Source organism: Roseivirga seohaensis, assembly GCF_001592945.1.
Taxonomy (GTDB): domain Bacteria; phylum Bacteroidota; class Bacteroidia; order Cytophagales; family Cyclobacteriaceae; genus Roseivirga; species Roseivirga seohaensis.
Map to the genome: position 1 here is coordinate 168,434 of NZ_LRPB01000049.1, position 13,884 is coordinate 182,317.

The window sequence follows — 13,884 nt, forward strand, 5'->3', positions numbered from 1 at the left end:
TTTGTACATCCATCCTCTGTTCTTTTCTACCAGAGACTTGTATAAAGACCGTTTTTCTATAGTTCACCAATAAAAAAAGACAGATGAAAACGATAAATCTAAATATTAAGAATATGGTATGCCCAAGATGTATTCTGGTCATACAGAATGAACTTCAAGAACTTGGAGCCACCGTTTCAATGATTCAGCTCGGACATGCTACCATACAAATTCCCGCCACCTTAACGAGAGATACCATTGCATCCAGATTAAAGACGTACGGATTTGAATTACTCGAAGACAAAGAGAAGATTCTGTTGGAGCAGATTAAGCTCGGAATCCAACACTATATAGAACTACTGGAAAGTTCTAATAAAGAAGTAATGTTGTCTGATTTTCTGGCACATGAAATTGGTAAAAATTACAACTCTCTCAGCAAACTTTTTTCAAAGGCTGAGGGACTTACTATAGAGACCTACTATATAAATAAACGCATAGACAGGGTAAAGGAACTGGTGCAATATGATGAACTGAACCTGAGTGAAATTGGCGAAAAACTTGGATACAGTTCGGTACATTATCTGTCCAGCCAATTCAAGCGGGTTACCGGCCTTTCAGTATCTGATTATAAAGAAGTGATAAAAGATGAGAACCGCTACTACCGGAACTTAACCGAAGCGCTGGATGACCTTAGGGAAAAAGGCTATACCTACAACTTCAATAGGAAGGAAGATTGTCTTGAATGTAAGGACCTGTGCACCAGTTTTCAAATTGAAGATTTAAACGTTTCAGAATTCTATCGTTTTGCAGAAAACGAAGACCCAACAGGCAAGTCTGTTATTTATGGTATAGAAACAAAAGATGGCCTTAAAGGACTGCTCATTGACAATAGCAATCTCCAGAACAAGGCATTGTTTAAAAAGCTTTCTAACAAGTTGAAAGAAGCGTCTAATGCTAAGAAATAAGGGTTGATATAAACAAAATATCATACATCAAAGACAAAATTTCAAAAATAAAAGACCCGGTATCGGTTTAAATTTGAGTAGTAATATAAATCGTTGACAGGATATTATGGAGGAGCCCATTTTCACCTGTCATATTAAATCATAAAATCATGCATTTATACGAAGGACATTTTTGGGGCATGCACTTTATCTGGTGGATCATCTGGCTCGTTTTTCTCTTTTGGATCTTCCTTACCCCTTGGGACGTACCTGGCCAGAAAACCAGAAAAGAATCCCCTTTGGAAATTCTTAAAAAGAGACTGGCCTCAGGGGAGATCGATCCTCAGGAATTTGAAGAAAGGAAAAAGTTGCTGGAAAGAAAATAAACAAGCCTTTAAATTACTTTGATGTGAACACTTCAGGAAGCGCTTTGGCTGGTTTTGCAGTTGCCCAAGATAGTGTATTGGCCGATTGGATCAGCCGCGAAATTACCCAAAGCCCGGACCTCATGTTGATGACCGTACATCACTTTATGCCGGTGATCAAGGAACAGGGCCACTTAGGCGATGTCTTTTGCTAACATGCCTTGACGCAACCCGCCACCATGTGCAAAAAAATGAAAGAAGGAGAAAACGGGTGCCATTAAAAACTAGAAAGTAAGCATGAAAAATATATTAGTCCCTACCGATTTTTCAGATACTGCCAACCGGGCTTCCGAAATAGCCATTTCCATTGCGGAAAAGGCACATGCGGAAATTCACTTTCTGCATTTACAGGTAACTCCTCTGGAATGGGTAAAATTGGACAAGCAAAAGGAGAAACGTTACCCCCACATCCTGAAACAAATCGGGCATGCCCGGGGAGAATTACACAAATGGGTGAAAAAGGCTGAAGAAAGAGGTCTTGTCGCTAAAGACTTTCTGGTGTTTGACGTATCTCGGGATGAAATACTCAAGCACATCCCCCACCATCACCACGACTTTGTGATAATGGGTTCAAACGGAGCCTCCGGAGTCAAAGAACTGTTGATAGGATCTAATGCCCAAAAGATTTTACGACATACCACAGTGCCCGTGATCATTGTAAAAGAACGGTCTGCGTGGCCCATGCAGAACATAGTTTTTGCCTCCAGTTTTGAAGAAGATGTACAAGCTGCTTTTCATACTGTGGTAAAGTTTGCTGATCTCAGTGAAGCCAATATTCATTTGCTTAACGTGAATGTACCCACCGCTTTTGAGGAGACTGAAAAAAGCATTGAAAAAATGAAGGCTTTTCACAAATCTTGTCCCCGTAAGGGCACATGTACACTTAATATTTACAATGCTCTTAATGAAGAAAGCGGGATACTCAGTTTTGCAAAGTCTGTCAATGCCGATTTGATTGCAATGATCACGCATGGTAGAACCGGCTTTTTAAATCTGGCAGGGAAAAGTATTGCTGAGAGTGTGGCAAACCATTCCGAAACATCTTTACTGAGCTTAAACCTCAAGGAGTAGGTAAAATAAAATGGGCAGAGCTTTTTTAATCGTTAAACTATAGGACTATGAAAAATCACATGTTATGGATGCTGGTAGGATGCTTGAGCATTTTCCTGCTCCTCTTCCTCTTACCTGTTTTCGGCTTCAACGACAGTAATTCCCTCTTTATTTTCCTGGTTGTTTTCTTCCTCGGCCACCTCTTTATGATGGGCAGGCACGGAAGCCATTCGGAACATAACGACCATAGACTTGAACGAGACAATCAATCCCAAAACAAAAAAGATCATGCAACACATCAGCATTAAAAAATTTGCCTTCGCCTGGGGCGTGGCGAGCCTTGTGTTATATCTGGGCTGTATTATCCTTATGAGTACCGTAGGTCATGAAGGTACTGTGTTGTTTTTCAACAGCCTCCTCCACGGCCTGGACACCAGCACCATCATCCGCATGGACGTACCCCTGAGCGAAGCCCTTATCGGCTTGGTTGAAACATTCATTTTAGGCTGGCTCTTTGGGGCATTGATCGCCTCCGTTTACAATTTTTCCTTTAATAAGAAATACAATTAAACTACTGTGATATTCTGCTGCCAATGATTGATCACTGCGATATAGGGGAAAAAGTTTGTCTTCCTTCGGCAGATGCCCCCCGCATAGTGATTATCGGAGGTGGTTTTGCAGGGCTTGCCCTGGCAAAAGCTTTAAAAAAGACAAAAGCGCAGGTGGTATTGGTAGACAGGCATAATTTCCATCAATTTCAACCCCTCTTGTATCAGGTGGCCACCAGTGGGTTGGAGCCGGATAGCATCGTTTTTCCCTTTCGCAAACAAATCAGTGACAACAGAAACACTATATTCCGCTATGCCACGGTAGAGCAAATAAACGCAGATCAAAACCGGGTATTAACGGATAAAGGGGTAATTGACTATGACTACCTGGTGATAGCAACCGGCACAAAAACCAATTTCTTCGGTCTGTCTGATATCGAAAATGGGGGGCTGGGGATGAAGAGTATCCAGGATGCTTTAAACATTCGGCACATGATGATCCAGAACCTGGAACAGGCCGCGATCACCTGCGATGAACATGAAAAAGACCTTCTGACCAATTTTATCATTGTGGGAGGCGGCCCTGCCGGGGTGGAAATGGCAGGAGCTTTGGCAGAATTCAAAAAATACGTACTGCCTGGAGATTATCCTGAATATTCCTCTGAAATAATGGATATCTATTTATTGGAAGCCGGTGATCAACTACTGGCCTCCATGTCGGATAAAGCTTCCGAAAAAGCACTGGAATACCTGACACAGCTTGGTGTGAATGTGATACTGAACGAAGCCGTAGCGCACTATGATGGCTCAATGGTCTCTACAAACTCCGGAAACAAACTATATGCAAAAAACCTGATCTGGACAGCCGGTGTTACGGGCAGTTTTCCCAAAGGAATAGATAAAGAAAGCGTGGTTCGTGGCAACAGGCTCCGGGTAGATCATACCCTGCGGGTGAAAGGCTACCCCAATATTTTTGCCATTGGAGACATTGCTGCGATGATCACTGAAAAAACTCCCAAAGGGTATCCGCAAGTGGCTCAGGTAGCTATGCAGCAAGGCAAATACCTGGGTAAAGTAATCCGCAATAAAATAGCCGGCAAAGAGCCCACTCAACCATTTGAATACCGGGATAAAGGCTCACTGGCCACCATTGGCAAACGAAGGGCCGTAGCCGACCTGGGCAAGTTCAGGTTTGGTGGATATATAGCCTGGATGCTATGGTCTGTAGTTCACCTGTTTTCCATTAGTGGTTTCCGAAACAAGTTGATGGTAGCCCTGAACTGGGTTTGGAATTATTTCACCTATGACAAAGGCAACCGGTTGATTATACGGGATTATAAGAAGAAGGCCATGGAAAATGAGGGTTCCAAATGATAGGCAAACTCAATACTACCCTGAACAACCTCTTTAAAAATCAATCTGCTTCCGGCATTGCGATTTTTTTGGCAGTTCTGGCCGCCATGATCTGGGCCAACTCTCTCTTTCAGGGAGCATATCAGGATTTCATTCATACCGAAATATCCATAGGCGTTGGTCAGTTCTCCCTATCCGAGTCTTTACTGATCTGGGTAAATGATGGCTTAATGGCCATCTTCTTTCTACAGGTAGGCCTGGAGTTGAAAAGAGAAATCATAGGCGGAAAACTATCTTCTTTCAGAAAAGCCATTTTACCTATCGGAGCCGCTGTTGGTGGCATGGTCGTTCCGGCTCTGATCTACCTCGTTTTCAATTTAAATGCTCCCACAGAACAAGGCTGGGGTATCCCCATGGCCACAGATATTGCCTTTGCCATCGGAGTACTTTCTTTATTGGGAGATCGCGTACCGGCAGGACTTAAAGTGTTTTTAGTGGCACTCGCCATAGTGGATGATCTGGGTGCAGTACTCATCATTGCTGTTTTCTATACTTCCGGTATTTCGTATGTGGATCTACTTCACGGTTTACTGTTCGTTCTGGTATTGGCAGGTGCTAATTATATTGGAATTCGAAAAGCATGGTTTTATGCCCTTATCGGGGTCGGAGGGGTTTGGCTCGCATTTTTCTTCTCAGGAGTACACCCTACCATCGCAGGTATTCTCACCGCTTTTGCCATTCCGGGTCGTGTAAAAATCAAGGAAGAAGACTATCTGAAAAACCTTCAATATCTTCATTTGCAGTTCATAGAGACGAAAGCGATCAGCGGCAGCTTTATTTCAGAAGAACAACTCGGTATTCTGGAAGAGATCAAACAAAAATCCGATGATGCCGAAACACCCCTGCAAAAAATAGAACATCATCTGGCGCCCATTGTGGGCTTTTTTATTCTGCCGCTATTTGCCCTGGTCAATACCGGAATTCACATTCACGGCAATATGTTGGAAATTTTGAGTCATCCGGTAAGCATGGGGATCACTTTTGGCCTTTTGGTGGGGAAATTCACCGGTATTTTGGGAGTCAGCTGGCTTTTAGTCAAGCTTAAGCTGGCAGAGTTGCAGCAAGGCATTTCCTGGAGGCATCTTTCCGGAGTAGCCGTTATAGCCGGTATCGGTTTTACCATGTCGCTGTTCATCACGGAACTCGCCTTTCAAAAAGAGGAGTATAGGTTCATTGCCAAGCTGGCCATTTTGTTTGCTTCAGTACTTGCCGGGCTCATTGGGGTAATTATTCTCCGTCAATCCGGGCAGACAAATCCGGTTAATAGCAGCTTGGGCACTAATTAAAAGATAGGATAATGACCACTAAACTAAACTCAGGTAATTTCTTAAAGCAACTGCTGCTCAGGATGCGTCCAGCCCTTCTGTTGGTGGGCATCGTGGCCATTGCCTATGTCTATCTCATGCAGTTCGTAGATCATGCGCTAAGCTGGGTGCCTTATCTCGTTATCTTTCTGGCCTTTATCAAGACCGGTTACTTTACCTTTTTTACCTTCAGGCAGGTCAATAAATCCATCAAGCAATGTCATTCCTTTGGGCAACTTCTCTGGATCTTCGGGCTGCTCGTCATGCTCATTATTTTCTCCTATGCGGCAGATTTCACTTGTCTGGTTGCTGCCGACACCTCCTCTTTTCTCGGATTTAAGGCATTTGATGGTTTCAGCTACTTCGAGTATTTATTCGAAACATTTTATTTCAGTGTGGTCACCTTTGCGGCCATCGGTTATGGAGATATCGTGCCTGTGACTACCCCCGCCAAAATTTTAGTGATGATGGAGATCGGTCAAAGTTTCGTATTGGTCGTATTCGGCTTATCAAACATAAATAATATTCATACCTCAATTAAAACTCAATAACAACATGAAAAAGAAAATAGCACTTATTGGATATGGCGTAATCGGCAAAAGAGTGGCCGATGCCATTGCGCTGCAAAACGATATGGTACTCAGTGGAGTTTGTGATGTGATCAGCGACTGGCGCATCCAAGCTGCTGTAGATAAAGGATATTTGGTATATGCCGCTACCAAAGAAGCTGCACTCCAAATGGAGCAGGCGGGAATCCCGGTAGTCGGTAATATGCAAGACCTGCTGGATATGGCAGACCTGGTGGTAGATTGTACGCCCAAGAAGATAGCCGCACAAAATGTAGAAACCTATAAAGAGCGGGGAATAAAATTTATCCTGCAAGGGGGCGAAAAACACAAAACCACCGGTCACTCTTTTAGTGCAGAAAATAATTATGCTTCTGCCCTGAACCGGGACAGCACACGGGTGGTCTCCTGCAACACTACCTCCATTTTGCGTACGCTTACCGCGCTTAAAAAAGCAGATCTGTTGCAAAGTGCCCGGGGCACACTGTTGCGCAGGGCAACCGACCCATGGGAGAGCCATTTGGGCGGGATCATGAATACCCTGGTTCCTGAAAGAGATATTCCCAGCCACCAGGGGCCGGATGCACAGAGTGTAGATCCCGAACTGGACGTAGTAACCATGGCCGTAAAGGTGCCGGAAACGCTGAGCCACCTGCACTATTGGAATGTGCGGCTAAGCCGTAAAACCACTAAGGAAGAAGTGCTGGAAGCCTTTCGTTCATCCACGCGCATTACTTTCATTAATTATTCGGATGGCCTCGTTTCCAACAATACGGTAAAGGAAAAATACCTCGATATGGGCCGCCCTTGGGGCGATATGTACGAAGTGGCCCTTTGGCAGGATATGCTGAAAGTGCAGGACGATGAGTTGTTTTACGCCTACTTGGTGGACAATCAGGCCATCGTAATTCCGGAGACCATTGATGCCATTAGGGCACTTACGGGAATTGAGACCGATGCCCATAAATCCATTTCCAAAACCAATGAAAGTTTGGGGATTCATTAATTCGTATTAAAATGAAAACAGATATAAATATCACAGATCTATTAGAAGAAAAAGCATCCTTCTACCTGGATCACGTATGTGAAAAAATAACAAAGGATGAATTGCAAACTCCAGGCAAAAATAGTCTTGACAAGGTATTTGCAAATAGCAACAGGAATCCACAAGTGCTGCGGAGTCTCTCACAGTTGTACAACCACGGGAATCTTGGTGGCACAGGTTACTTGAGTATTCTGCCCGTGGACCAAGGGGTTGAGCATAGCGCGGCTTTTTCTTTCTATAAAAATCCAGTTTATTTTGATCCCGAAAACATCATAAAACTTGCCCTGGAAGCCGGCTGCAATGCAGTGGCTTCCACCTTTGGTGTGCTGGGATTAAATGCTGGGAAGTATGCTCACAAAATCCCCTTTATCGTTAAGATCAACCACAACGAACTGCTTACCTATCCCAACAAATATGACCAAACATTATTTGGAAAAGTAAAAAATGCCTGGGATATGGGAGCCGTTGCCGTGGGAGCCACCATCTATTTTGGTTCCGAAGAAAGCGACAGGCAGCTTAAAGAAATAGCTGAAGCCTTTGAAGAAGCCCACAATTTGGGAATGGCGACCATCCTGTGGTGTTATCTGCGCAATGAAGCTTTTAAGACAGAGAAAGGAGATTATCACGCAGCGGCAGATTTAACAGGGCAGGCCAATCATTTGGGTGTGACCATCCAGGCAGACATCATTAAGCAAAAATTGCCGACAAACAACTTTGGTTTTAAGGATATAGGTTTTGGCAAATATGACGATGCAATGTATGAAGCGTTAACCACAGACCATCCCATTGACTTGTGCAGGTTGCAAGTGGCCAATTGCTATATGGGTAAAATAGGGTTGATCAATTCCGGGGGTGGTTCAAAAGGTGAGTCCGACTTGGTTGACGCGATAACGACAGCAGTTATCAATAAGAGAGCCGGAGGTACAGGATTGATAATGGGAAGAAAAGCTTTTCAACGCCCGTTTAAGGAAGGGGTTGAATTAATTAATGCGGTGCAGTGTGTCTATCTCCAAAATAAAATAGGGCTTGCCTAATAATTAAAATATGTTTAGCACAGAAATTAAGTCTTTAAAATCACTGAATACCTACCTGCAAAAGCTGGTAGAAAACCGGCTGTGGCTAAAGGTGATCATTGCCCTGTTTTTGGGAGTAGGCCTTGGTCTTTTGCTCAGCCCCCAAAATGGCTGGTTGACCAAGAGTACAGCCGATATTTTGGGCAACTGGCTCGCCCTGCCGGGTATACTGTTCCTAAAGCTGGTGCAGATGATCATGATCCCCCTTATTGTGGCTTCCATTATCACCGGCATTGCCAGCAACGATAAGGAAAACCTGAAGAAGCTGGGAGGCGGTGTGCTTCTTTATTTTGTGGGTACCACCACCATTTCCGTAACCATAGGCGTGGTACTGGCCACACTTTTCAAATCGGGCAGCTACCTGCACCGGCAAGCGGTAGCCGAACATGCCAATGAACTGGCCGGAGCTGTTCAGGGAGGCGCGGAGCTTTCCTTTGGTATCAACAGCATACCCAGAGCTATCTCCAACCTGCTGCCTGAAAACCCGCTGGCGGCTATGGTCAGTGGCGAAATGCTCAGCATCGTTATATTTACCATTATCATAGGTGTGGCAGTACTGGCCTTGCCAGATAATTTACTGCGTCCGGTAAAACTGCTCCTCAGTGCCATTCAGGAAATTTGTATGACAGTCGTAAAGTGGGCTATGAAACTGGTACCTCTGGCCGTATTTGGCCTGATGGCACAACTTACCTCAAGTGTGGGGCTAAGTTCGTTGGCCGGATTGGGGTATTACGTGCTGGTGGTATTAGGCGGATTATTAGTACTGGTGGGCGTTTACCTTACATTGGTAGCCGTTTTAGGCAAAAGCAATCCCTTTCACTTTCTGCGTAAAATCAGGGATGTACAACTACTTGCCTTTTCTACTACCAGCTCGGCAGCCGTAATGCCACTTTCACTTAAAACAGCGGAAGAAGAGCTAAAAGTAGACAAATCCATCAGTAACTTTATTATCCCCATTGGAGCCACGGTCAATATGGATGGTACTGCCCTCTACCAAACGGTTACCACCCTCTTTATTGCTCAGGCTTACGGTTTGGAAATGAGCCTGCTCAACATTATTGCAGTGGTCATTACCATTGTGGCTGCCTCCATTGGTACCCCGGCCATTCCAGGCGGTGGAGTGGTCATTTTGGCCTCGGTGCTCAGCAGTGTAGGCATTCCTGCCGAAGGCATCATCATCATTATTGGTGTAGAGCGCTTGCTGGGCATGTTCCGCACAGCCGTAAACGTAACCGGAGACCTAACCGCCTGTATGGTATTTAACCGCTGGTACGGTAAAAAACCGGCCATTGCACCCCATTCTAATTTTAAAGCAGCAACACAATGAAAACAATGAATCTGATCCTGCTGATGGCAGGAACAATAGCTTTCGCAGCCTGCAACAACAACCCTCAAAACGAGCATAACAACCACGACCATTCCCAAATGGAAGAACGCCAGAACGGCATAGATAAGGCAGGTAATCCCAATCACCGGGAACACGAACACAAAATGAGTGCGCAGGGCGGAACCGGTAATTATGTGGTGGGCGACCAGGTGCCTGCTAAGCAGGTATGTATGGTGAACGATGCCTATATGGCCAAAGATCAGATTCCTGTGCCGGTAAATGGCAAAACCTACTACGGCTGCTGCCAGATGTGTGTAAAAACACTGAACGAACAGGAAACTGCACGCATGGCCACCGACCCACAAACAGGTGAAAAAGTGGACAAGACCGAAGCCTACATCGTGCTGCTGGACAAAGAGGGAACGATAGCATACTTTAAAAACGAGGCCAACGCCACAGCTTACGCCAAAAGCGGAAACTGATCAAAATCTAAAAAATAAACAGCAATGAACACGATGAAATCAATTTTGATGGCAACTACCATAGCAGCTCTGATGCTGCTAGGTGCCTGCAACGGCAATCAACAGAACGAACATGGTGACCACGAACACCATGATGAAATGGAAGCCACAGAAGCAGGGCATGACCATTCCATAATGGAAGAACATCACAATAAAATGGAGCAGGGAGAAAATATCCATCGCCAACACACCTCCATCCGGGATAATTTTGCCAATCAGGACATCATTATTCTGGACGATCCTTACCGCGCAGATGCTGCTGTCAATCAAGACTTAGAGGAAGTAGTGGACGCTTATCTCGAAATGAAAAATGCTTTGGTAAACAGCAATGTTGCAGCAGCAGATAAGGCCGCAGTGGAAATGGCTGAAAAAGTAGCGGCAGTGGACGGTTCTTCCCTTAAAACCAAAGGCACGGAAGCCTGGGAACAACACTCCTCGCTTTACACCGCTAAACTGGCAGAGTTGCAGCACGTAAAGAACCTAGAGGAGAAGCGCTCTTACTTCAGCCATATCTCCGAAATAGTGTACTGCACAGTAAAGAGTTTCGACCTGAAAAAAGATATGGAGCTCTACGCCACCTATTGCCCTATGGCTTTTGAAGGCAAGGGCGCTTATTGGATGGCAGAGGCCAGGGAAGTCCGTAACCCCTACTTTGGTGAAAAGATGATGCAATGTGGTGAGGTAAAAGAAGAATTATAAGGAATGGACAAAAATGTAAAACACATTGGCATTTTTACCTCAGGGGGCGATTCCCCGGGGATGAATGCCGCCCTCTATGGAGCGACCAAAGCAGCCATATCTGAAGGTATCAAAATTACCGGCATCCGCAGGGGCTATGAAGGAATGATTGATGGAGACTTTGTGGCACTTGATGGGAAAGTACTTCAAAAAGCGGTGCACCGGGGCGGCACCCTGCTCAAAACAGCCCGCAGTGAACGCTTCCGTAAGTTGGAAGGCCGAAAGGCAGCCCTGCAAAAGCTACAAGAAAAAGGAATAGACGCCCTTATTGCCATAGGCGGAGACGGTACTTTTAAAGGACTACTGGCATTTTCTGAAATATACAAATTCCCTTTTATCGGAATTCCGGGAACTATTGACAATGATCTTACAGGCTCTGACTACACCCTGGGTTTTGATACGGCTGTAAATACCGCCATTCAAAACATTGATAAGATCAGGGACACCGCTGAATCGCACAATCGGGTATTTTTGGTAGAGGTGATGGGGCGCGACTCGGGCTACATTGCCATCCACAGTGGTTTGGGTACAGGGGCCGATGGTATTCTTATACCCGAAAGTGCTGATGACTTTATCCGGCTGCTTGATAAGGTATGCCATTATCAGAGTGAAGAAACATTGATCGTAGTAGTCTCCGAAGGAGATGAACTGGGCGTAGATCTGGTGGCTTCCAAAATTAGGGAGGTGAACCCCACAGTGGATTTACGGATAACCACCCTAGGTCATGTGCAACGGGGTGGCAGCCCCTCGGCTGCTGACCGCGTGTTGGGGATACGTTTGGGAGCTGCGGCAGTAGAAGCCTTAGTGAAGGGAGAGAGCAATGCCATGGCGGGGCTTGTCAATAATCAACTGAGCCTGACCTCTTTTGGAGAGGTTGTAAAACACCATCAGATAGATGATGGACTACGTGGGCTTTTGCAAATATTCTCTCAAAATAATATATGATGAAAGTAACCAACTACAGCACCCATAAATTTGATAAACCCAGCCTGGAAAAAGCCAATGCAGGCAAACATGATATCCAATGGCTGGATGTACGACTTACAGAAGAAACCGCAATATTAGCTGAGGGTAGCCAGGCCATATGCCTATTTGCCGGAGACGATGCCTCAGCTTCCGTCCTTGAAAAGCTTCAAGGGTTCGGTATCAAATACATCGCTTTGCGGTCGGCAGGTTTTAACCACGTGGACCTACAGAAAGCCAAAGAACTGGGCATACAAGTGGCGCGTGTACCCGCCTATTCGCCCTATGCCATTGCCGAGCACGCAACTGCCCTTATTTTGGCTCTTAACCGCAAGCTGATCCGTGCCAACCGCAGGGTAATGGAACAAAACTTTTCGCTGGACGGCCTGACGGGTTTTGACCTCAACGGAAAAACCGTAGGCATTATAGGCGTAGGTAAAATAGGTGCCGTGCTGGTTCGTATTTTGGATGGTTTTGGCTGCCGCATCCTGGCACACGATCTTGAGCCAGGTTTGGAATTACAACAGAAATTCGGACTGGAATATGTAAGCTGTGAGCAGTTGTGTACCGAAAGCGACATCATCAGCCTGCACGTGCCCCTTACCGAAAAAACCAGGTACATCATCAACCAACGAAAAATTGAAAGGATGAAGAAGGGGGTGATGCTCATCAACACCAGCCGGGGCGGACTGGTAGATACCAAGGCTGTAATTGCAGCATTGAAAACCGGCCACATCGGTTATTTCGGGATGGACGTGTACGAGGAGGAAGAAGGTCTTTTTTTCGAAGACCATTCCGAAGATATTTTGCAGGACGATACCATTGCGCGGCTGATGACTTTTAAGAACGTGCTTATCACCAGCCACCAGGCCTTTCTTACCGAAACCGCCCTTCAGAATATTGCTGAAACCACTATTTATAATCTTGACTGTTTTGAAAAGAAAATCAACAATAATAATGAACTGATTCTTTAAGGTTTAAGGAGTCTCTTACACTGTCTAAAAGCGTTTTTATAATTTTAGTTGCTCATCGTAATTTCATACAAGGAAAGCGGGATATCATAAATACCCCCTGAACTGATATTCTAACTTTAACATTCCATTGTTAAAGTAGATTTAATGCCAGAAAAGACCGTTTTTATCACCAAGGCTTCCGGAGAAAAAGCACCCTTCTCTCCTGCAAAACTCAAGCTATCCCTTGAAAGAGCCGGAGCCGGTTCATCCATGATTGATCGGATTGTAAGTGAGATTGAAGCGCAGCTTTTTGAGGGCATGTCCACGAAGAAAATCTACAGCCAGGCGTTCTCCATGCTTCGGAAGCACTCAAAACCCGCTGCGGGCAGGTATAAGATCAAGCAGGCTATTTTAGAGCTGGGCCCTACCGGTTATCCCTTTGAAAAGTTTGTAGGTGAAATTTTGAAACACCAGGGATATCGTACCAAAGTGGGGGTAATCATTCAAGGGCATTGTGTTTCTCACGAAATAGATGTGGAGGCTCAGAAAGACAACCGGCACTTTATGGTGGAATGTAAATTCCATAACCGTCAGGGGTATAAGTGTGATGTGAAAATTCCACTCTATATCAAATCCCGCTTTGAGGACGTGAAAAAACAGTGGGAAAAGCGTAAAGACCATACCAATAAATTTCATGAAGGCTGGGTGGTGACCAATACCCGGTTTACCGAAGATGCCATTCAATATGGTAAATGTTCAGGCCTGAAGCTAATAGGCTGGGATTATCCGCAGCAAGGAAGCATTCGCGACCGGATAAATTTATCTGGACTGCATCCTGTTACCTGCCTTACCAGCCTTACTAAGGCTGAGAAGCAAAAACTGATTGATAAGATGATTGTGCTCTGCAAGGAACTATGCGAGAAACCCAAAGTACTTGAGGAAATAGGGATTTCACGTACACGGATCAAAAAGATCATAAAAGAAGGAGAGGAAATTTGCTCAAGTGGTATTTCCCATAACAACTGATTTGTATTG

General features: G+C 45.0%; 16 protein-coding genes. All 16 read left to right on the plus strand.

Annotated features, from left to right (window positions below):
- The first annotated feature begins 83 nt into the window (after positions 1-83).
- The 16 genes from AWW67_RS17545 to AWW67_RS17615 all read left to right on the plus strand — a co-directional run bounded on the left by AWW67_RS17545 (position 84) and on the right by AWW67_RS17615 (position 13,875).
- Entirely contained in the window at positions 84-944 is an 861-nt protein-coding gene (locus AWW67_RS17545; protein WP_062303391.1) for a helix-turn-helix domain-containing protein, read from the plus strand.
- Positions 945-1,093: 149 nt separating this feature from the next.
- On the plus strand, positions 1,094-1,309 hold the full coding sequence (locus AWW67_RS17550; RefSeq protein WP_062303393.1) for an SHOCT domain-containing protein: 216 nt from the start codon (positions 1,094-1,096) through the stop codon (positions 1,307-1,309).
- A gap of 23 nt (positions 1,310-1,332) precedes the next feature.
- Positions 1,333-1,503 carry a hypothetical protein gene (locus AWW67_RS19115; RefSeq protein WP_176700074.1) on the plus strand — a complete coding sequence of 57 codons (171 nt, stop codon included), beginning with the start codon at positions 1,333-1,335 and terminating at the stop codon, positions 1,501-1,503.
- 82 nt (positions 1,504-1,585) lie between these two features.
- Entirely contained in the window at positions 1,586-2,419 is an 834-nt protein-coding gene (locus AWW67_RS17555; RefSeq protein WP_062303395.1) for a universal stress protein, read from the plus strand.
- A 267-nt stretch (positions 2,420-2,686) separates the two neighbouring features.
- Positions 2,687-2,968, plus strand: coding sequence for a DUF5676 family membrane protein (locus AWW67_RS17560; RefSeq protein ID WP_062303397.1), 282 nt, complete (start codon positions 2,687-2,689; stop codon positions 2,966-2,968).
- A gap of 23 nt (positions 2,969-2,991) precedes the next feature.
- The gene (locus tag AWW67_RS17565) at positions 2,992-4,320 is read left to right on the plus strand and encodes an NAD(P)/FAD-dependent oxidoreductase (RefSeq protein ID WP_062303398.1); all 1,329 of its coding nucleotides are present in this window, start codon (positions 2,992-2,994) and stop codon (positions 4,318-4,320) included.
- Positions 4,317-5,645 (plus strand): Na+/H+ antiporter NhaA, encoded by a 1,329-nt coding sequence (nhaA, locus tag AWW67_RS17570; RefSeq protein ID WP_062303400.1) that lies wholly within the window; start codon positions 4,317-4,319, stop codon positions 5,643-5,645. Before AWW67_RS17565 ends, nhaA begins: the two co-directional genes overlap by 4 nt.
- A gap of 11 nt (positions 5,646-5,656) precedes the next feature.
- Positions 5,657-6,214: an ion channel gene (locus AWW67_RS17575; protein ID WP_260311512.1), complete on the plus strand. Its 558-nt coding sequence runs from the start codon at positions 5,657-5,659 to the stop codon at positions 6,212-6,214.
- Positions 6,215-6,218: 4 nt separating this feature from the next.
- On the plus strand, positions 6,219-7,235 hold the full coding sequence (locus tag AWW67_RS17580) for a type II glyceraldehyde-3-phosphate dehydrogenase (RefSeq protein ID WP_062303403.1): 1,017 nt from the start codon (positions 6,219-6,221) through the stop codon (positions 7,233-7,235).
- Between the two features lie 11 nt (positions 7,236-7,246).
- Positions 7,247-8,308 carry a class I fructose-bisphosphate aldolase gene (locus AWW67_RS17585; RefSeq protein ID WP_062303405.1) on the plus strand — a complete coding sequence of 354 codons (1,062 nt, stop codon included), beginning with the start codon at positions 7,247-7,249 and terminating at the stop codon, positions 8,306-8,308.
- A 10-nt stretch (positions 8,309-8,318) separates the two neighbouring features.
- The gene (locus AWW67_RS17590) at positions 8,319-9,674 is read left to right on the plus strand and encodes a dicarboxylate/amino acid:cation symporter (RefSeq protein WP_062303406.1); all 1,356 of its coding nucleotides are present in this window, start codon (positions 8,319-8,321) and stop codon (positions 9,672-9,674) included.
- The gene (locus AWW67_RS17595) at positions 9,671-10,156 is read left to right on the plus strand and encodes a hypothetical protein (RefSeq protein ID WP_062303408.1); all 486 of its coding nucleotides are present in this window, start codon (positions 9,671-9,673) and stop codon (positions 10,154-10,156) included. Before AWW67_RS17590 ends, AWW67_RS17595 begins: the two co-directional genes overlap by 4 nt.
- Positions 10,157-10,180: 24 nt before the next feature.
- The gene (locus AWW67_RS17600) at positions 10,181-10,894 is read left to right on the plus strand and encodes a DUF3347 domain-containing protein (RefSeq protein ID WP_071387174.1); all 714 of its coding nucleotides are present in this window, start codon (positions 10,181-10,183) and stop codon (positions 10,892-10,894) included.
- Between the two features lie 3 nt (positions 10,895-10,897).
- Positions 10,898-11,878 carry an ATP-dependent 6-phosphofructokinase gene (locus AWW67_RS17605; protein ID WP_062303410.1) on the plus strand — a complete coding sequence of 327 codons (981 nt, stop codon included), beginning with the start codon at positions 10,898-10,900 and terminating at the stop codon, positions 11,876-11,878.
- Positions 11,878-12,870: a 2-hydroxyacid dehydrogenase gene (locus AWW67_RS17610; RefSeq protein ID WP_062303681.1), complete on the plus strand. Its 993-nt coding sequence runs from the start codon at positions 11,878-11,880 to the stop codon at positions 12,868-12,870. Before AWW67_RS17605 ends, AWW67_RS17610 begins: the two co-directional genes overlap by 1 nt.
- Before the next feature lie 144 nt (positions 12,871-13,014).
- Positions 13,015-13,875 (plus strand): restriction endonuclease, encoded by an 861-nt coding sequence (locus AWW67_RS17615; RefSeq protein ID WP_062303411.1) that lies wholly within the window; start codon positions 13,015-13,017, stop codon positions 13,873-13,875.
- The last annotated feature ends 9 nt before the right edge of the window (positions 13,876-13,884 follow it).